13 protein-coding genes are annotated in these 20,183 nt (G+C 44.5%); 11 read left to right on the forward strand and 2 right to left on the reverse strand.

Going from position 1 to position 20,183, the window contains the following annotated elements; translation table 11 throughout:
- The first annotated feature begins 105 nt into the window (after positions 1-105).
- The 10 genes from IEV61_RS19490 to pgl all read left to right on the forward strand — a co-directional run bounded on the left by IEV61_RS19490 (position 106) and on the right by pgl (position 15,223).
- On the forward strand, positions 106-3,507 hold the full coding sequence (locus IEV61_RS19490; RefSeq protein WP_188418742.1) for a SusC/RagA family TonB-linked outer membrane protein: 3,402 nt from the start codon (positions 106-108) through the stop codon (positions 3,505-3,507).
- Positions 3,508-3,518: 11 nt separating this feature from the next.
- Complete coding sequence (locus tag IEV61_RS19495; RefSeq protein WP_188418743.1) at positions 3,519-5,483, forward strand: RagB/SusD family nutrient uptake outer membrane protein; 1,965 nt, start codon at positions 3,519-3,521, stop codon at positions 5,481-5,483.
- Positions 5,484-5,795: 312 nt separating this feature from the next.
- Entirely contained in the window at positions 5,796-6,653 is an 858-nt protein-coding gene (locus IEV61_RS19500; protein WP_188418744.1) for a sigma-70 family RNA polymerase sigma factor, read from the forward strand.
- Positions 6,654-7,224: 571 nt separating this feature from the next.
- Positions 7,225-9,234, forward strand: coding sequence for a transketolase (gene tkt / locus IEV61_RS19505; RefSeq protein ID WP_188418745.1), 2,010 nt, complete (start codon positions 7,225-7,227; stop codon positions 9,232-9,234).
- An 11-nt stretch (positions 9,235-9,245) separates the two neighbouring features.
- Positions 9,246-9,701 (forward strand): RpiB/LacA/LacB family sugar-phosphate isomerase, encoded by a 456-nt coding sequence (locus IEV61_RS19510; RefSeq protein ID WP_188418746.1) that lies wholly within the window; start codon positions 9,246-9,248, stop codon positions 9,699-9,701.
- Between the two features lie 61 nt (positions 9,702-9,762).
- Positions 9,763-10,893 (forward strand): transaldolase, encoded by a 1,131-nt coding sequence (gene tal, locus IEV61_RS19515; RefSeq protein ID WP_188418747.1) that lies wholly within the window; start codon positions 9,763-9,765, stop codon positions 10,891-10,893.
- The gene (locus tag IEV61_RS19520; RefSeq protein ID WP_188418748.1) at positions 10,893-11,507 is read left to right on the forward strand and encodes an HAD family hydrolase; all 615 of its coding nucleotides are present in this window, start codon (positions 10,893-10,895) and stop codon (positions 11,505-11,507) included. The genes tal and IEV61_RS19520 overlap by 1 nt, the downstream gene beginning before the upstream one ends.
- 39 nt (positions 11,508-11,546) lie before the next feature.
- On the forward strand, positions 11,547-12,953 hold the full coding sequence (gnd, locus tag IEV61_RS19525; protein WP_188418749.1) for an NADP-dependent phosphogluconate dehydrogenase: 1,407 nt from the start codon (positions 11,547-11,549) through the stop codon (positions 12,951-12,953).
- 13 nt (positions 12,954-12,966) lie between these two features.
- The gene (zwf, locus tag IEV61_RS19530) at positions 12,967-14,481 is read left to right on the forward strand and encodes a glucose-6-phosphate dehydrogenase (RefSeq protein WP_188418750.1); all 1,515 of its coding nucleotides are present in this window, start codon (positions 12,967-12,969) and stop codon (positions 14,479-14,481) included.
- A 10-nt stretch (positions 14,482-14,491) separates the two neighbouring features.
- A complete protein-coding gene (gene pgl, locus IEV61_RS19535; RefSeq protein WP_188418751.1) occupies positions 14,492-15,223 on the forward strand; it encodes a 6-phosphogluconolactonase in 732 nt (243 codons plus the stop codon).
- A 126-nt stretch (positions 15,224-15,349) separates the two neighbouring features.
- Here the strand turns inward: pgl and IEV61_RS19540 are convergent, their stop codons facing one another.
- Both IEV61_RS19540 and IEV61_RS19545 read right to left on the reverse strand, forming a co-directional pair.
- A complete protein-coding gene (locus IEV61_RS19540) occupies positions 15,350-17,254 on the reverse strand; it encodes an AAA domain-containing protein (protein ID WP_188418752.1) in 1,905 nt (634 codons plus the stop codon).
- Positions 17,255-17,393: 139 nt separating this feature from the next.
- Positions 17,394-18,446, reverse strand: coding sequence for an NAD-dependent epimerase (locus IEV61_RS19545; RefSeq protein ID WP_188418753.1), 1,053 nt, complete (start codon positions 18,444-18,446; stop codon positions 17,394-17,396).
- Positions 18,447-18,607: 161 nt separating this feature from the next.
- On the opposite strand from IEV61_RS19545, the gene IEV61_RS19550 reads away from it, so the two are divergent.
- Positions 18,608-20,086 carry a M28 family metallopeptidase gene (locus tag IEV61_RS19550; RefSeq protein WP_188418754.1) on the forward strand — a complete coding sequence of 493 codons (1,479 nt, stop codon included), beginning with the start codon at positions 18,608-18,610 and terminating at the stop codon, positions 20,084-20,086.
- Positions 20,087-20,183: the final 97 nt, after the last annotated feature.

Below are 20,183 nucleotides of genomic sequence, written 5' to 3' on the forward strand. Positions count from 1 at the left end.
GTGGATATACGTCTGCCCGGTACCTATTTAACGTTCCAATTTCAAATTAAAACAACCAATTAATGTATGCAATATCTACTAACTCCTGGTAAATGTATGAAGATTATGAAGATCACATTTAGCCAGTTATTGATTGCATTGCTACTTTACAGCGTAACCTACGCTAAAAGTACAAGTGCACAAATTCTTGATAAAATTGTAAGTGTAACTATTAAAGAGCCCAACCTCGAAAGTGCGTTGAAGGTTATCGAAAAATCGGCCGGGGTAAAGTTCGTTTACAGCAAAAGCATTATTCAAACCAACAAGCAGGTAAATTTTACCGCTAACGCACAACGCCTTGATGCCGTTTTAAACAGCGTTTTGCCAGAGCAAATTTCTTACCAGCTCATTAACGACCGCATTGTGCTGAGCAATAAAAAGCCGGTTGATAACAATGCGCCTGCTACCAAAACCAACGCTTTAGCCATTCCTATCAAAGGAAAGATCACCAGCGATAAAGGCGAAGAACTGGTAGGCGTAAGTGTAACCATCAAAGGTTCTACCACAGGTACCATTACCGATGTAAACGGTAATTTTACCCTGAACGTTCCTGATGCTAATGCTGTATTAGTAGTTAAATACATAGGCTTTACTACGCAGGAAATTCCTGTAGGCACACAAACCAACCTGGTTATTAAATTGGTTGGTGAAGCCAGTAACTTGAGCGAGGTGGTAGTAGTGGGTTACAACATTGTAAAACGTGCCGATGTTACTTCATCAGTAGTAAGCGTAAACGCCGAAGAAATACGTTCGCGCCCGGTAGCTAATGCTTTGCAGGCTATTCAAGGTAAAGCAGCAGGTGTTGATATTACCTCAAACGAGCGCCCCGGTGAAATAGGGAGCATCCGTATACGTGGTAATCGTTCATTAACTGCAGCCAACTCGCCATTATATGTGGTAGATGGTATTCCGCTTGATTTAAGAACAGGTGGTATTGAAACTATTAACCCTAATGATATTGAAACTATCGACATTCTGAAAGATGCCTCTGCAACCGCAATTTACGGTTCGCGTGGTGCCAACGGTGTTATCCTGGTAACTACCAAAAGAGGTAAAGCCGGTAAATTGTCTTTAGATTACGTGGGTACAGCAACTATTGAAAGCTTGCAAAACCGTCAGGAAATGATGAATTCGGCTCAATATATTGAGTTCAGAAGAGATGCTTATCGCCGTGTTGGTTATTTAAACCCGGCCGCCGCCGCAACAGCAACATACCCAACCATACCAACGCTGGCAGATGACAGACGTATTTTTGGCCAGGATGCGCTTGCATTTGCCAATATTGAAAAAGGCTGGGCAAACGGTACTTTTGATGGTAGCCTGGTACCCACAACCGACTGGGGCAGCTTGGTAACCAGAACCGGTGTAACTCATGATCATGTGTTAAGTGCCAGTGGTGGTACCGATAAAATTAAAGCTTATGGTTCATTTGGTTACTTGAACCAAAAAGGTACTCAGCTTGGTCAGGATTATAACCGTTACAGTGCAAAGGTTAGCGTTGATGTTACGCCTTTAAAATGGTTTAGCATGGGTGGTAGCATAAACTCTACTTTTGGTAAACAAAACTATGGTTACTCTACCACTAATGCTACCGGTCCAAATCAATTATATGGCGCTGCATTGGGCATGTTGCCTTATGCTATTCCGTTTGATGCAAACGGTAACCGTATCAACTTACCTGGTGGCGATATCAATATTCAAAACCCTGTTGGTGAAGATCAGTACAACATTAACCTGCGTAAGGTTACCCGCGCCTTAGGATCGTTCTATGCACAGGTAGAAATTTTACCCGGCTTAAAATACCGTTTAAACTTCGGTCCTGATTTTTACAATAACTACAACGGCAGGTGGATGGATCAGCGGTCTATTAACCGTGGTGCCGGCCAGTCTGGTTCAACTAATTACGCGCAGTTAAATCAAACCAATAACCTTGCATGGACGCTTGACCACTTGGTTTACTACAACAAATCAATAGGTAAGCACGATTTTGGTGCAACTTTCCTGCAGAGTTCTACCTCTTTCCGTCAGGAAACATCTTCTATGACGGCTACTAAACTGCCTTACAATAGTGCATTATGGTACCAGTTAAATTCAGTTTCAGCGCTCGACGGTTTTGCTACTAACCTTGTTGAAACAAAGCTTAACTCTTACATGGCTCGTTTTAACTATACCTTTAATGGAAGGTATATTCTAACAGCCTTTGGTCGTTGGGACGGTGCGTCACAGTTAGCTCCAGGTAACAAATGGGATTTCTTTCCATCATTATCAATTGCATGGCGCTTAGATCAGGAAGACTTCATCAGGAATTACTCTTGGATAAGCCAATTAAAAGTTAGGGGAGGTGTAGGTACCGTAGGTAACTCGGCTATTGCGCCTTACAGTACTGTTGGACAATTGCAAACCTTGTACTACACTTACGGAAGTGCTGTGCAACCGGGTTATGTGTCTTCAGACGCATCATTATCAAGCCCGATTTCATTACCTAACCCGCTGTTAAGCTGGGAGCATACCACCCAGTATAACTTAGGTATAGATTTTGGTTTCCTTAAAAACAGGATCAACGGTTCATTAGAGTTCTATACCTCTAAAACTTCAGATCTGTTATTCTTGAAACCAATACCTTCAGTAACCGGCTATACTACGGCGTACGATAATATTGCCAATACCTCAAATAAGGGGATAGAGTTAACTTTGAATACTGATAACATCAAAACCAAAGATTTCACATGGGAGTCGAGCTTAAGTTTCGCTGCTAACAAAGACCGCGTTGATATCTTGTCAAATGGTAAAAATGACCTTATTGCAAGTAACTTGTTTATTGGTCAGCGCTTAAATGTTTTCTACGATTACCAAAAAGCTGGAATTTGGCAGAATACAGAAGCAGATCAACTAGAGATGGCCAAATATACCGCCGCAAATAATGGTGTTAGACAATTTTTCCCGGGTTCGATTAAAGTAGTAGATCAAAATGGTGATTACCGCATTGATGCAAACAACGACCGCGTTGTTAGAGGAAGCTCGAGCCCAAGCTGGACAGGTGGTATGAGCAATACCTTTAATTACAAGGGAGTTGAATTATCTGCCTTTATCTTTGCCCGTTGGGGTTACCTGATCCGTGCAGGTGAGGAGTCTTTACAAGGTCGTTTTGCACAACGCGTGTTAAACTATTGGACGCCTACTAATCCAACTAATGATTATCCTGCACCTAATTATAACAGTGCTGCCGGCGATCCTTACAAGAGCTCAATGAACTATCAGGATGGATCGTTCATTAAAATCAGAAACATCACATTAGGTTATTTCCTGCCAACCAAGGTAACCAAGTTAATGGGCTTACAACGTGTAAAAGTTTATGCACAGGCATTAAACCCTGGAATTATTTATTCGAAGGTAGACTTCATCGATCCTGACACCCAAAGTTCAGTTTTTAACCGTGGTGTTGTGTTTGGTGTAAACGTTGGTTTTTAATTGAAATATTTATGAAAAAGATTACGAAATATATATACGGTGCCGCAGCAGTAGCTACTCTACTGATAGCACCAACTTCTTGTAAAAAGGACTTCTTAAATGAGAATGCCATTACGCAATTAACCACAGAAGATTTTAAGACCACTTTTGGTTTAGATGGTCTTTCTATTGGTATGTACCAGAGTTTGCGTTTCCATTTTAATTATACCTGGGCTTATACCACTACCAACTACGGTACAGACGAATTTACTGTAGGTGGTGATCGTACCGAGCAAATGTTCAACTCTTACGACGCTAACTTTAACACGCTGAACGGCGATGTGGCAAGCGTTTGGGATAACATGTATGGTAACATCAATTCGGCCAATATCATGATCGAAAACGTGCCGCAATATTATACCGGTGCTAATAAAGATGTGCGTTTGGGCGAGGGTTACTTTATGCGTGCGTTTGACTATTTTAAATTAGTTAAACAATTTGGCGGTGTGCCACTAAAGCTAAAAGCTTCTCTAACTATTGAAGAAGAGTTTACACGTGCTTCTGCCAAGGCGGTATATGACCAGATCATTGCCGATTTTATACAAGCGTATAACCTGCTTCCGGCTACGGCGCCTGAAAGAGGACGTTTAACTAAATGGGCTGCAGCTCACTTTCTGGCCAAAGCTTATTTAACCCGCGCAAGCGAAATAAACAGCGACTGGAACAGCGCTACTAAAGAAGCTGACTTAAACGAAGCCATCAAATATGCCGATTTGGTTATTAACACCAGCGGTCACCGTTTGGCTACCAACTTCAGCGATTTATGGAATTTTACCACAGTAGATGGTGCTAACGAAACTAATGCAGAAATTATTTTGGCTGCCCAGTTTTCTAACAACACGGCAACTCAGGGACGTTATGGTAACCAGGTGCATTTATATTATCCATCGGTATACCAAAACTTACCGGGCATGGTGCGCGATTTGGCCGGCGGACGTGAATTTCAACGCTTGCGATCAACAGATTATGCTTTAGATGTGTTTGACCGTGTAAATGACTCACGTTTCTGGAAAAGCTTTAAAACGCGTTACATCAGTAACAATGCTGCCAACTTGCCTAAATGGCCTGCCGGAAATCCGTTAGCAGGGCAAAACAAGTTTACCGTTGGCCAGGAATCTATATTATACATTGTGAATAATGCAGGCGATACCCGGTATACTACTGCAAACATAGGTCTGCGTGCTCCAAGCATGTACGTACGTTATTTTGCCAGCCAGCCTGAAAATATGTTAGGTGGTCACGGTAACTATACGGTAAGCCAGTATGTAGCATTGTCTAAATTTATGGATGGCTCACGTAATACAGTAGCTTCACAATTTGGTCAGCGCGATGGTATTTTAGCCCGTTTGGCTGAAACCTATCTTATTGCTGCCGAAGCTTACGGCCGTTTAGGAAACTATGCTGCCGCTTTGCCTTACATCAATGCCGTACGCGATCGTGCTGCATATAAAGATGGTGAAGACCGTGCTGCTTATGTTGATGGTGGCATTGCTTACAGAACCAATCCTGCAACAACGCCTACTGCTACAACTTCTTATTCGGACAGGAACACTTACTATGAATCTAACAATATTGCTGCGCCGGTAACTACAAGCACAGTAAGCAGCATGCACCTTAATAGTGTGGCCGATATATTAAGTTCTGGCAGGGAGTTTTACACCAAAGTTGGTGCCGGTTCAGACGCTGATAAATTCTTAGCCTTCATCTTGAACGAGCGTTCTCGTGAGCTAATGGGTGAGTTAATGCGTTGGGAAGACCTTTCCCGTACCAGGACACTGTTGCCAAGAGCACTTGCGTTTAACGACGAGGCCAAACCAATTGCGCCGAAGCACTTGTTACGCCCAATACCGCAAACTTCTTATTTAGATATTATCAAGAAAGATGGTGCGCCTTTAACTGCTCCTGAAAAAGCAGCACAGCAAAACCCGGGTTGGTAATCAAAACGGTAAAATAAATTGGAAGGGAGAAGTGAAAACTTCTCCCTTTTTTCGTATATTACAACTCAGTTTTATGGTAGCATATTTACATAGCAACCACATTTCTTTTGTTATCTTTGCAAATCCTATTATTTGATAGGGGCTGTTAGCACATTACTGCTGTATTATAATTTCAGGCTTATAATTTGTTCATCGGCAAATGGCATTCGCCACCGATTTGCACTTTAAAGAGTCAATTAATTTATTGCTTACCCAATTAGTAATGTCTGGTTCAAAAGAACTTGTTCATTATACGGTTGAATATTTAATTACATGAGACAACTCAAAATATCCCAATCCATTACCAACCGCGAATCGCAGTCATTAGATAAATATCTTACCGAAATTGGCAAGGTTGATCTGATCAGCGCGCAGGAGGAAGTGATTTTAGCCCAAAAGATCCGCGAGGGCGACCAGGCGGCTTTGGAGCGTTTAACAAAAACTAACTTACGTTTCGTGGTATCGGTTGCCAAACAATACCAAAATCAGGGCTTAACCCTGGGCGATCTGATCAATGAAGGTAACCTGGGTTTAATTAAGGCGGCACGCCGTTTTGATGAAACCAAAGGTTTTAAATTTATTTCGTACGCCGTATGGTGGATCCGTCAGTCTATACTATCTGCCGTGGCCGAGCAGTCGCGTATTGTGCGTTTGCCGCTGAATCAAATTGGTTCGTTAAGTAAAATACACAAATCATCTTCTAAGCTAGAGCAAAAGTATGAGCGCCAGCCTACACCAGAAGAACTGGCCGAAGACCTGGAAACCACAGCCGATAAGATAGCCGATTCGTTATCTAACTCAGGCCGCCAGATCTCTATGGATGCTCCTTTTGTAAGCGGCGAGGAAAATACCCTGCTGGATGTTTTACAAAGTACCGACGCTACTACCGACAGCGATTTGATGTTAGATTCATTATCGCAGGAGATCAGACGTTCGTTAAGCGTTTTGGCCGAGCGCGACAGGCAAGTGATTGTTTTGTTTTTTGGCTTAAACCAAAATGCACCACATTCTTTAGAAGAAATTGGCGAAAAATACAATCTTACCCGCGAACGCGTTCGTCAAATTAAAGACAAGGCTTTAACCCGCCTTAAACATAACTCAAAATCTAATCTGCTGCAGTCTTATTTGTAGTTAGTTATAATCAATAATAAACGGGCGTTTCATTTATTTGAAACGCCCGTTTTGTTTTAAAATGGTTTGATGTACAGTAATCCGCACCCTCATTTATGACCGCTGTTCGAATAAAAATTAATTCTACTGGAAATATTTTATTTATGTAGAAATAAAGTAAACCATCCTAAAAAATATCATTAATATCTTACCGGCATATATTTTTTTCGCATAGATTAGCCAATAAATGCCGGCCATATGCCAATAAGTATTTTGAACGTACGTTTAATAATTAATGCATCGGCATTATAATTTATGGCATTAGTTTATAAAAAGTAAAATTCTGATACCATATTTAAAAAGCGGAAACCTAACGGGCGCATATCTGTTAAAAATATGTGCTTAACTAATAGTTATAGTTCTTTATAAGCACTTTAATGAGGCAATTGTTGATAAATATCAATGCTATTTAGTGCTTTTTATCAATCTGGTTTTACCTGCCGACCTGTAAGTTTACCGCTGTAAACACGTTGCTGCATTTATTTATCTACATATCTATTTTAAACAGATTAATTATACATCCGCTTTCATCATGACCCAACAAAATTTCACCCAGACAGACGAATTAAGTGTAAATACCATTCGCTTTTTATCCGTTGATATGGTTCAAAAGGCCAACTCGGGCCACCCCGGTTTGCCGCTTGGCGCAGCGCCTATGGCCCATGTGCTTTGGAGTCGTTTCTTACGTTTTAACCCCGCCGAACCAAAATGGCCAAACCGCGATAGGTTTGTACTGTCTGCAGGCCACGGTTCAGCTCTATTATATAGCTTACTGCATTTATACGGTTACGATTTGCCTTTGGAGGAACTCACTAAATTCCGCCAGTTAGACTCTAAAACCCCTGGTCATCCAGAGTCTACCATGACGCCGGGTATCGAAGTAACCACAGGCCCTTTGGGGCAGGGCTTTGGTAACGGTGTGGGTATAGCCATGGCCGAGGCACACTTAGCCGCCATGTACAACCGCGAAGGTCATAATCTTATAGATCACTTTACTTATGGTATAGTGAGCGATGGCGACTTGATGGAAGGCGTAGCCTCCGAAGCAGCATCACTGGCCGGTCACCTTAAATTAGGTAAATTAATCTATCTGTATGATGACAATAAGATCTCGTTAGACGGTCCAACTAATTTAGCCTTTACCGAAGACGTACAGGCCCGATTTAAAGCTTACGACTGGCAAACCCTTACTGTTGAAGATGGTAACGATATGGCCGCCATTGAAGCTGCTATTAAAGAAGCGCAAGCCGATACCGAAAGACCTACTTTAATTTCGGTTAAAACCATTATTGGTTACGGTAGTCCGCAAGAAGGCACCAATAAAGTGCACGGTGCCGCCCTGGGCGAAGATAATGTGAAGAAAACCAAAGAGTTCTTTGGATGGGATCCTGAAAAGACCTTCTATGTTCCACAGGAAGTGAAAGATTACCTTTTGCAATCCGGTAAAAAAGGAGCAGAGCTGCAATCAGTTTGGAACGACGTTAAACAATCATACAGCGAACATTTCGCAGAAGAAGCTAAGCAGTTTGACACCGCTTTTAAAGGCGAATTGCCCGAAGGATGGGATAAAGATCTGCCGGTATTTGACCCTGCCGAAGGTTTGGCAACACGCCAGGCATCAGGTAAAGTATTAGATGCCTTGCGTAAAGCGGTACCATTCTTAATAGGAGGATCAGCAGATCTGGCAAGCTCGAACGAAACGCCAAAAAGCAGCGACATCAGCTTCCAACCAGGCAGCTATCAAAACAGCAGCATTTGGTTTGGCGTGCGCGAGCATGCCATGGGTGCTATCATGAACGGTATTGATGCCCACGGCGGTACACGCGTTTATGGTGGTACCTTCTTAACCTTCTCTGATTATATGCGTGGCGCTATCCGTTTGGCAGCTTTAACCCATGCGCCGGTAACTTATATCTTTACGCATGATAGTGTAGCATTGGGCGAGGATGGCCCAACCCACCAACCGGTTGAGCAGGTTACCGGTTTACGTACCGTGCCTAACTTAACCGTGTTGCGCCCGGCCGATGCTAATGAAACTGTACATTCATGGAAAATTGCCATGAGCCGTAATAAAGGTCCGGTGGCATTGATTTTATCCCGTCAAAAACTGCCTACGTTAGATCAGAATATTTATCCATCAGCAAGTAATGTTGAAAAGGGTGCTTATATTCTGAAAGACAGCGACGGTACGCCAGACTTGATCTTAATTGCTTCCGGTTCTGAAGTAAGCCTTATTCTTGAAGCTCAGGAACAATTAACGGCCGAAGGTATCAAAGTACGCGTGGTGAGTATGCCATCATGGGATCTTTTTGATTACCAGGATCAAAGCTACCGCGATTCGGTATTGCCACCTCACATTAAAAAGCGTGTAGCGGTTGAAGCCGGCGTAACTTTAGGTTGGTATAAATATGTTGGCCTGGATGGTGATGTAATAGGTATAGATTCTTTTGGCGACTCGGGCGAAGGTACAGCCGTAATGAAACACTTTGGCTTTACCGTTGAAAATGTTGTTAAACGTGCCAAAGCGGTATTAAACAAATAAACCAAATAGCTATGAAAATAGGTATAGCAGCCGATCATGCCGGCTTCGAGCAAAAGCAAAAACTCGTACAGCAGCTTAAAGAGATGGGCCATGAGGTTACCGACTACGGCGCTGCCAGCTACGATGCCACTGACGATTACCCCGATATTATAGTGCCTTTAGGTATGGCGCTGTTTCACAAGGAGGTAGAACGGGGCATCGCCGTGTGTGGCAGTGGAGTAGGGGTAAGCGTAGCCGCCAATAAAATACCCGGTGTGCGCGCGGCTTTGATAACCGAAAGCTATTCGGCGCACCAGGGCGTAGAGCACGATGATATGAACCTGCTTTGTATAGGCGGCCGTGTTATTGGCCCAATGCTGATACAGGAACTTGTTCATGCCTTTCTCAACGCCAAATACAACGGCGAAGAGCGCTTTGCCCGCAGGTTAAACAAAGTAATAGCTTTAGAAAAACAATTCAGACAATAAACGTAAAGGGCAATTATGACAAACATAATTGCCCTTTACTCAAAAGTAAAACAAATAAACAATGAAAAATCCATTAGCTCAAATACCCGATTACGGCCAAAGTATATGGCTTGATTATATACGTAGAAACTTCATTTCATCAGGTGAGTTAAAAGCCATGATTGATAATGATGATTTGCGCGGCGTTACATCTAACCCTGCTATTTTTGAAGAAGCCATTGCCCATAGCGATGATTACACCGAAGCTATTGCCCAACTGGCCAAAAAAGGCTTGTCATCAGAAGAAATATTTTTGAACATAGCCGTTGAAGACGTACGTGCCGCTGCCGATGTTTTCAAAGAAGTTTACGAAAAAACGCATGGTTTAGACGGTTATGTAAGTTTGGAGGTATCGCCGGATTTGGCTTTGAATACCGAAGGTACTACTAAAGAGGCTTTGTCTTCATGGAAGCTGCTTGATCGTAAAAACGTAATGATCAAGATTCCTGGAACTAAGGAAGGTTTGCACTCTATCAAAAACGCTATAAGCGAGGGTATCAACATCAACGTTACGTTGTTGTTTGGTTTAGAACGCTACCGCGAAGTGGCCGAAGCATACGTTGCCGGTTTGGAAGAACGTACCGAAAAAGGTTTGCCTATTGAGGGCATTGCATCGGTAGCCAGCTTTTTCCTGAGCCGTATTGATACCATGGTAGATCCATTGTTGGAAAAAATTTGTGAAGAAGATAATAGCCGTTCGGTAGTGGCGAGGCAGTTGATAGGTAAAGTAGCTATTTCCAGCGCACGGGTTGCTTACCATATTTATAAAGAAGTATTCCAATCCGACAGGTTTAAGGCATTAGAAGCCAAAGGTGCCAAGCCGCAGCGTTTGCTTTGGGCCAGTACCGGTGTAAAAAACAAAGCTTACTCTGATGTAATGTACATTGAAGCTTTAATTGGCCCCAACACGGTAAATACTGTTCCTAAAGATACCTTAGATGCGTTCCGCGATCATGGTAAAGCGGCCGACCGTTTAGAAGGCGGTATTGAAGAAGCGCAATGGGTGCTGTACCAATTAGAAGATGTGGTAGGCATCAATTTGACCGATATTTCGGCCAAGCTGGAAGAAGAGGGTATCCAAAAGTTCATCAAGCCATTTACCAGTCTGATGGGCGTATTGGAAGAAAAACGTCAGGAAGGTAAAGTTTCGTAATGGAACAGCCTATTAAAGCACTTTTACTGGACATTGGTGGGGTTTTCCTCACCAATGGCTGGGATCGTGGTTCGCGCCGCGCGGCGGCCGATCATTTTAACCTCAACTTTGAGGAGATGAATGAGCGTCACCGTATTATTTTTGATGCGTACGAGTCGGGCAAATCCACTTTGGACGAATACCTTAATCTGCTGGTGTTTTACGAACCACGTGCCTTTAACGCGCAGGATTTTAAGAAGTTCATGATGGGGCAATCGCAACCTTACCAGGAGATGATTGATCTTGTGATTGGGTTAAAGCAAAAATATAAGCTGCAAACCATAGCCGTTAATAACGAGGGTAAGGAAATTAACGAATACCGTATCAGGGAGTATAATCTTAAGTCGTTCATTGATGTGTTTGCCTCATCATGTATTTTGAAAGCCCGCAAGCCCGATCACGATATTTACTTAACGGCATTAGAGCTTTTGCAGCTTAAGCCCGAAGAGACCATCTATGTAGACGACCGGCTGGTATTTATACAGGCCGCCGAACAGTTAGGCATTAACACCATACATCACACCAGCACAACAGTTACGCGCCAGGTATTTTCTACCTACGGGCTCGATCTGTAGTTGCTTATTGTAATACTTCAACTTTAACAAATAACAATTATGAAAGAATATGATTTTGGCATTGTAGGTTTAGGCGTTATGGGCCGTAACCTGTTACTCAACATGGCCGACCATAAATTTGCCGTAGCCGGTTTAGATTTAGATACTGCCAAAGCTGAGTCTTTAGAAAAAGAAGCCAAAGACGGACAAGAAGTAAAAGGTACCACCCAGGCACAAGAATTTGTTAGCCTGATTAAAAAGCCACGTGCCATTATGTTACTGGTGCCTGCCGGTAAACCTGTTGATGGTGCCATTGGCAGTCTATTACCTTTCTTGGAAGAAGGTGATATCGTGATTGATGGTGGTAACTCGTACTTCCCCGATACTGACCGCCGCTTTACAGAACTGGCCGAAAAGAAGATCCATTTCTTTGGTATGGGTATTTCGGGTGGCGAAAAAGGTGCCCGTTTCGGACCAAGCATGATGCCGGGTGGCGATGAAAGCGCGTACGAGCGTTTGCGCCCTATCTTTGAAGCTATTGCAGCTAAAGTGGATGGCGAGCCTTGCGTTACTTATTTAGGTGGCGGTTCGGCCGGTAACTACGTGAAGATGGTGCATAACGGTATTGAATACGGTATTATGCAGTTGATCTCCGAAGTGTACGATTTAATGAAACGCGGACTGAACTTAAGCGATGCCAAAATTCAGGAAACATTTGTGAGCTGGAATCAGGGCGAACTGCAATCATTCCTCATTGAGATTACCGGCATTGTGCTGAACAAGTTTGACGAAGATAGCGGCGAGCGTTTGGTGAACCTGATCTCTGATTGGGCAAAAGCTAAAGGTACCGGTAAATGGACCTCTCAAAACGCAATGGACCTGCAAGCACCAATACCTGTTATTGATGCTGCCGTTACCATGCGCGATATGTCAAAACTAAAACCGGAGCGTGTACAAGCGGCTAAACAATTAACTTTCACACCATCGGCAGTTGAAGTTGATGAGCAGGAAGTAATTAGCCAACTGCATGATGCCTTCTACTTTGCCATGTTGAATATTTATGCGCAAGGTTTGGCTCAGTTAACAATTGCTTCTAAAGCTTATAATTACGGCTTAAACCTGGAGCATGTAGCCAAGATCTGGAGAGGTGGCTGTATCATCCGTGCTTCGGTACTGGAAGATTTCCGCCAGGCTTACTCACGTAACCCAGAGTTGCTTAACATTTTGCTGGATGAGCAAATTGGTGGTAAGGTGCTGGCTAAGCAAGCAGCCGTACGCTCGGTTATTAAGTTAGCGGTTGATAAAGGTATCCCGGCTGCAGCGTTCATGAACTCGTTGGCTTACTTTGATGCTTACCGCAGCGAACGCATGGCTACCAACCTTATTCAGGCCCAGCGCGATTACTTTGGTGCGCACACTTATGAGCGTATAGACCGTGAAGGAACTTTTCATACCCAATGGGATTAATTAAATACATACCATGAAAACAGGTAAAAATGCAACGCCGGCCATCATTGTGATATTTGGTGGCACAGGCGATTTGGCAAAAAGAAAACTGATCCCGGCTTTCTATAATTTATATTTAGATGGCTACATGCCCGAAAAGTTTGCCATAGTTGGTTTAGGTCGTACCGAACTTGATGATGAAGAATACCGCAAACGTTTGAACGAAGGTTTAACAGAGTTTTCGCGCAAGGGAGCCTCTGTAGAGGAGGAGTGGGTTAAGTTTAACCCTGCCATTACTTATTTCCGTTCGGATATTGATGATGCCAACTCTTACAAAGAATTAGCCGCCAAGCTGGATGCGCTGGATAAAGAATGGGGCGTACGCGCCAACCGTTTGTTCTACCTTTCGGTAGCGCCACGCTTTATTGAAGCAGTTACGGTTAACATTAACGAATCGGGCTTGGCCGCTATCCCAGCGCAAGACCGCATCGTGATCGAAAAGCCATTCGGTCATAATAAGGAAACAGCCATTGAGCTTAACCAATTGCTTACCCGTACGTTCCAGGAAGAGCAGATCTACCGTATAGATCACTACCTGGGTAAAGAAACGGTGCAAAACATCCTGGCATTCCGCTTTGCTAACGCGCTTTTTGAGCCGCTTTGGAACCGTAACTATATTGACTACGTGCAAATTACCGTTGCCGAGCAGGTAGGGGTAGAAGACCGTGGTGGTTATTACGAAAGCGCCGGTGCGTTAAAGGATATGATCCAAAACCACCTGTTGCAAATACTTTGTATGGTAGCTATGGAAGCCCCGGCATCTTTCAAGGCCGAAGAAATTCGTAACCGTAAGGTAGATGTGCTGAGGGCTGTGCGCCGCATTAAGCCGGATGAAGTGCATCACTATGCCGTACGCGGCCAATATGCCGAAGGCTGGATGCAGGGCAAAAAAGTGCCTGGCTATCGTGAAGAAGAGGGTGTAAGCAAAACATCTAATACAGAAACCTATGCCGCTATTAAGTTTTACCTTGATAACTGGCGCTGGCAGGGTGTACCGTTCTACCTGCGTACAGGTAAACGCATGCAGGAAAAAACTTCCTCTATTACTATTCAATTCAGGCCGGTACCGCACTCTACCTTTGCCGACGGACAAAGCGATAATGTAATGCCTAACCGTTTGACTATCAATATTCAGCCGTCTATGGATATCAGATTGCGGTTTATGACCAAAAGAACAGGGTTGGAGATGAGTTTAAATCCATCCGAAATGATCTTTAATTATGATACCTGCTCCACACAATCGCCTGAAGCTTATGAAACTTTATTGCTGGATGCCATGCAGGGTGATGCCACGCTATTCATGCGTTCAGACCAGGTAGAAGAGGCGTGGGACGTTATTACGCCTATACAGGAAGTTTGGGAAACCCGTGATTCTTTGGATTTTCCTAATTACGCTGCCGGTACCTGGGGACCTGAAACTGCTGAGTCTTTAATTGCCCGTCAGGGTCATGTATGGGCAGTAAATGCGCATACAAAGAGTAATCATTAATCAACTTGTCATGGTTCAAATATTTAAAGATGCCAATGAATTAAGCGCTGCCGCTGCCAAAATGTTTGTGCAGGCTTCCAAAGAGGCAATAGCCGAAAAGGGAAGCTTTACAGTGGTTTTAACCGGCGGCTCTTCTCCTATAAAGCTTCACCAGTTGTTGGCTACACCTGCCTACCGCGAGGAAGTTGACTGGGCAAACGTATACATTTTTTGGGGCGATGAGCGCTGGGTATCTATGGAAGATGAGCGCAGCAATGCCAAAATGGCTTTTGATACGCTTCTGAATTTTGTGCCGGTTCCATCCGGACAAATTTATCCTATGTACGATGCCGCTAACAGTCCCGAAGAATATGCTGTAATTTATGAGCAGTTGATACGCGATGTAGTAGATAATGATGGCGTTTTTGATCTCATCCTTTTAGGTATGGGCGATGACGGGCACACCGCTTCCTTATTCCCCGGCACGGCAATTTTAAAAGAAGAAACCAAGTGGGTAGACGCTTATTACCTTGAGCCGCAGGAAATGTACCGCATTACGCTAACCGCCCCATTGATCAATCGCGCTAAAAAATTAGTGGTCATGACCTTTGGAGAGAAAAAGACCCATGCGTTGCACGAAGTTTTAGAGGGTGAGCATAACCCCGAACTTTACCCATCGCAATTGTTAAAGCCTGTGAATGGTGAGTTGACTTTCATGGTTGATGAAGTGGCTGCAAGTCAGTTATCGGAAAAACGTCGTTAAGAAGATAATATACCTCATACATGTCATTGCGAGGAGCGATAGCGATGCGGCAATCTCTTTACGCTTGGTTACCGGGCGCTTAGAGATTGCCACGCTATCGCTCGCAATGACAAATATGAATAATTGTTAACTCATAAATTCCCAGGCACTCTTATAGCCGCCCAACTCCTCTGCATAGGCAACAAAATCAGCATAAAAAGCCAATCTGCCTAAAGTAGAACTATCGCCAATAACCACCAGCTTTTTACGGGCGCGGGTCATGGCTACGTTCATGCGGCGAATGTCGGACAGGAAGCCAATATCACCTTCATTATTACTCCGAGTCATGCTGATGTATACCACATCACGCTCTTGTCCCTGAAAGCTGTCTATCGTATTCACGGCAATTTTATCACCATGTACTGATAACGCAGGATGGTTAAGTAATTGCTCTTTTAGTAACCTGATCTGTTCTTTATAAGGAGAGATCACAGCAATGGTAGGGAAGTTGACCGTGCCGTAATGCTTGTCTAACTCGCTCACTAAGCTTTCCAGGTGCTTAAATAAAAAGGTGGCCTCATCCGGGTTGGTAGAACTTGTACCTTCCAGCTTCTCCTCAAAACCGCAACCGGCGGTATCTATAAAATTAAGTGGTGTATCTCCTGCAAACATTAGGTGGTGCGCAACCGACTCATCGGCCTTCAGTTGGCTGCCGTAAAACACACGTGAGGAGTAGCCCATAATAGCCTCGTTCATACGGTACTGCTGTTGTAACAAGGTAACGCATTCGGGGTGCAAGTCCACACATTTCTCGAGCATCGTAGTACTTAAACCACCCTTAGCCGCCTCGGCCGATTTAATGGTAGGGGATAGCTGAAAATGGTCACCCGCTAATATCACTTTTTGGGCTTTTAGTATCGGGATCCAGCAAGCCGGTTCCATAGCCTGGCCAGCTTCATCAATAACTACCGTGTTGAATTTGGTGTTCCTCACCGTATAATGATTAGAACCTACCAGGGTAGCGGTGATTACCTGCGCTTTATCTACAAGATCTTTAATAATATAGTCTTCGGTTTTGCCTACCTCGCGCATAATTTTGTGCGCCTCGTCAAACAAGGCTTTGCGTTGCTCACGTTCTGCCCGGCCAAAGTTGCGCTTGTACTTGTGCGCCATGTTTTTGTATTCGCCCGCCTGTTTCTTTAGTTTTTTCACCTCTTTCATCTGCGGATGATCGGCCATTTTGCTATCCAACGTTAACGACGTTAGTTTTTCAGATACTCTCGCCGGGTTACCAATGCGTAATACATTTAATCCTTCGGCAGCAAGCTTTTGGCTTAGTAAATCAACCGCTGTATTACTTGGTGCCACCACTAATACCTGTTCGTGGTTTTGAGCAATCAAGGCTTTAATGGCCTGCACCAGCGTGGTGGTTTTGCCTGTACCGGGCGGACCATGTACCACCGCCACATCTTGTGCCGAAAGTATCTTTTGTACGGCTGCCTGCTGCGATGCATTCAAACTATTGGGCGGCAAGGGTACCGGCAATGTTGAAAATACGGGCGCTTTCTCGCCGGTTAGTATCTGTATCAAACGTCCTTCGGTTGGCTTGCTGGTTAGGGTATCGGCCAGTTTGAGGGCATTATTCATTTCATCGTAGCTGTTATCGTCAAACAGCAGGTCGATGCCTAACTTACCGTCGCGTGCCCAATCGGGCAGTTCGTCGGCAAACAAGGTTATCTTTAAACGGTCGCCACCCTGGTAAGCAATAGTACCTTCAACCCGGTCGTTTTTAGGGTCGTGATTGGAAAATAACGCTGCGGATGCGCCAAATCTTAATTGATGCAGTAGATCCTGGTGCGTAGTGCGTTCAACTTCTACTGTAATATAATCGCCGCGGCTGGGCTCTGTACCGCGAATAGCAATGGGGTACCAGGTTAATCCGTTAGAACGCCGGTCTGCTGCCGAGGCACTTTCGGTCAATTTTAAATAAGCTTTACGGTCATCATCGCGCTCTATTTTGAGCAGGTTTAAAAGCTTTTTAAAATAGTCCATGGGTTAGTTATTATATCAAGTGCTTATAGAAACACGTCATTGAGGACGAAGCAATTTCTGTACTACGGGTGTACCGTGTACCGCCCCTTTAGCCTGCGCAAGGATGGCTACCTTCCTCGCAATGACGGTTAGAATCGATTTAAACTTTATAAAAATCCCTGAACCAATCTACAAACCGGTCAATGCCGCTTTGTATCTCTGTCTTAGGATAATAATTAAAGTCCAGTTCCAGATCGCTCATATCAGCATCGGTAGAGAGTACATCGCCTGCTTGCATGGGTAGCAAATTAATTACCGCCTTTTTGCCAATAGCGGTTTCCAGCGCCTCAATAAAGTTCATCAATTTAACCGGCGATGAATTGCCGATGTTGTACAAACGATAAGGTGCGCTTGAAGTAGCAGGGTCGGGGTTCTCGCTGCTCCATTGCGGGTTGGCTACAGCAGGCCTGTCAAGAACGCGGATAATGCCTTCGACAATATCATCTACATAGGTAAAATCGCGCTGCATTTCGCCGTTGTTGTATACGTCTATCGGTGTGCCTTTAATAATGGCATCTGCAAACTTAAAGTAAGCCATATCTGGTCGTCCCCAAGGGCCGTAAACGGTAAAAAAGCGCAAGCCTGTGGTAGGAATATTGTATAAATGGCTGTAGCTATGGGCCATCATTTCGTTACTTTTTTTGCTGGCGGCATACAAGCTAACCGGGTGGGCTGCACCGTCATGTACAGAGAATGGCGTGTTACTGTTTAACCCGTAAACGCTCGAACTGCTGGCATAAACCAAATGCTTTACCTGCACCTTGCGGCAGCCTTCTAAAATATTGAGGAAGCCCGAAAGATTGCTCAAAGCATAATCATGCGGATTGGTGATAGAATAACGTACACCAGCCTGGGCTGCCAAATGGCAAACGGCATCAAACTGGTGGGTGGCAAACAAGTTTTCCATCTGCGCGCGGTCGGCTATGTCCAGTTTTATAAAACAATAGTTGGGGTACAGGGTGCTGCAAACGGGCTCATTATCTTGCAGGTTATCCGTTTCGATACCGGTGGCCTGCAGGCGGCCATGTTTCAGGTTAACATCGTAATAGGTGTTAATGTTATCTACGCCTACCACTTCAAAACCTAACTGGGCCAATCTCTGGGCTACGAAAAAGCCAATAAATCCGGCAGTACCTGTAACTAAAATCTTCATATAAAAACGGCAAGCCCCGCGGCTGCAAGGCTGCAAAGGTAATTTTTTTTAACGATTTAAATGTTGGCGTAAAATACTGCCAACCGTAACGCGTAACACAGATGTTATAAACGAAATAAGCCCGAAAATTATATATTAGGCTTGTAATAATTACGTTCACTATGAAAAAATTACTAACCATTTCTTTATTGATAGGTTCGGCTTTGCAAGGCTACAGTCAAGGCAAAATTACCACGGCCAATCCACCCGGACTGGCTTCTATAAAGGAGGCCGACCTCAAACGCGACATATTTGAACTTGCCGGCGATGCCTTTAGAGGCAGACGAGCAGGTTCGGTTGATGAAATGCGAGCGGCAGCCTGGGTAGCTCAAAAGGCACAGGAAGCGGGCTTGAAACCAGCCGGAGACGACGGCACTTATTTTCAATACTTCAACATGAAGCGTACCCGCACGGCCGATAGGAGCACCATGCAGGCAGGTGATCAGTCACTTAATATGGGTAAAGACTTTTGGGTAATCCAACCGGTTGACGGTCATTTAGACGGCCCCGTAACCTGGCTCAATAGCATGGCCGATACTGCGGCTAACCTTCAAGGTAAGATAGTAGCCGTCAAAATTCAGGCACCTTCGGTATTACCGGCCGCAGGCATGAGTTTGTGGGAGTACCGTTATACGGCATCGGCCATAAGGCAGCAGGGAATGGCTTTGCGCCGTAAAGGAGTGGCAGCTATTATTTTCGTAGCTAACGATGTTACCGAGAAAGGTATTGCTTTTATAGGCCACAATTACGAAGACGGTTCTTATCAAAACGTAGGCCTACCAACGGTAACAGGCCGCAGCGCTATGAATAATGCCAAGCCTATTCCGGTTATATTATTACGTTCGGGATTAGAGTCGGCGGTTAAGCAAGGTAACGTACGCGCCGATGTATTCATGGAAACTTACCTGTATCCATCTGTAAACGTAATAGCAAAGGCCGCCGGTAGTGATGTGAAACTCCGTAACGAGTACGTGCTCTTCAGCGGTCACCACGATCATGACGGCATAGGCAACCCGGTTGGGCAAGATTCTATATGGAATGGTGCCGATGATAATGCTTCGGTAACGGTAGGTATGCTGGCTATTGCACGCGCCTGGGTGGCTAAGCCGGGCAAGCGGTCGGCCGTGTTTGTATGGCATGGTGCCGAGGAGCGGGGTCTGTTAGGTTCGCGCTGGTATGCGGTGAACCCCACAGTAAAAAAGGAAAGCATTGTTGCCGTATTAAATGGCGATATGATTGGGCGTAATTCTATCGATTCAGCAGCACTTTTAGGTTCTACCTTGCCGCATAAAAACTCTACGGCACTGGTTGATATGGCCATGCAGGCCAACGAGCAACTCACCAACTTTAAAATAGATGTATCGTGGGATGACGCCCGCCACCCGGAAAACTGGTATTTCCGCAGTGATCATGCGCCGTATGCGGCGGCAGGCATCCCGGCTATCTTCTTCACCAGTTTGCTGCACCCCGATTATCACACTCCTAAAGACGAACCGGATCGCATCAGCATCCCAAAACTTGCTAAAATGACGCGCTGGATGTATACTACCGGCTGGCTGGTATCGCAAACGGCGGTTAAGCCGGCTTTGGATGCAAAATAACGCCTAAATTGTCCGCATAATTACGAGTTACGAAGCAATTTCTGCAATGAACGGTCGCTAATTTACCTGTTGTGCAAGGGGTTGCATCGTGCCTCGC

This window comes from Mucilaginibacter galii, assembly GCF_014635825.1.
GTDB classification, from domain to species: Bacteria; Bacteroidota; Bacteroidia; order Sphingobacteriales; family Sphingobacteriaceae; genus Mucilaginibacter; species Mucilaginibacter galii.

Coding starts and splice junctions, on each gene's coding strand:
- gnd (WP_188418749.1), top strand. CDS start 11,547: ATGAAAGAATATGATTTTGGCATTGTAGGTTTAGGCGTTATGGGCCGT.
- IEV61_RS19495 (WP_188418743.1), top strand. CDS start 3,519: ATGAAAAAGATTACGAAATATATATACGGTGCCGCAGCAGTAGCTACT.
- IEV61_RS19490 (WP_188418742.1), top strand. CDS start 106: ATGAAGATCACATTTAGCCAGTTATTGATTGCATTGCTACTTTACAGC.
- IEV61_RS19540 (WP_188418752.1), bottom strand. CDS start 17,254: ATGGACTATTTTAAAAAGCTTTTAAACCTGCTCAAAATAGAGCGCGAT.
- tkt (WP_188418745.1), top strand. CDS start 7,225: ATGACCCAACAAAATTTCACCCAGACAGACGAATTAAGTGTAAATACC.
- pgl (WP_188418751.1), top strand. CDS start 14,492: ATGGTTCAAATATTTAAAGATGCCAATGAATTAAGCGCTGCCGCTGCC.
- IEV61_RS19520 (WP_188418748.1), top strand. CDS start 10,893: ATGGAACAGCCTATTAAAGCACTTTTACTGGACATTGGTGGGGTTTTC.
- IEV61_RS19550 (WP_188418754.1), top strand. CDS start 18,608: ATGAAAAAATTACTAACCATTTCTTTATTGATAGGTTCGGCTTTGCAA.
- zwf (WP_188418750.1), top strand. CDS start 12,967: ATGAAAACAGGTAAAAATGCAACGCCGGCCATCATTGTGATATTTGGT.
- tal (WP_188418747.1), top strand. CDS start 9,763: ATGAAAAATCCATTAGCTCAAATACCCGATTACGGCCAAAGTATATGG.
- IEV61_RS19545 (WP_188418753.1), bottom strand. CDS start 18,446: ATGAAGATTTTAGTTACAGGTACTGCCGGATTTATTGGCTTTTTCGTA.
- IEV61_RS19500 (WP_188418744.1), top strand. CDS start 5,796: ATGAGACAACTCAAAATATCCCAATCCATTACCAACCGCGAATCGCAG.
- IEV61_RS19510 (WP_188418746.1), top strand. CDS start 9,246: ATGAAAATAGGTATAGCAGCCGATCATGCCGGCTTCGAGCAAAAGCAA.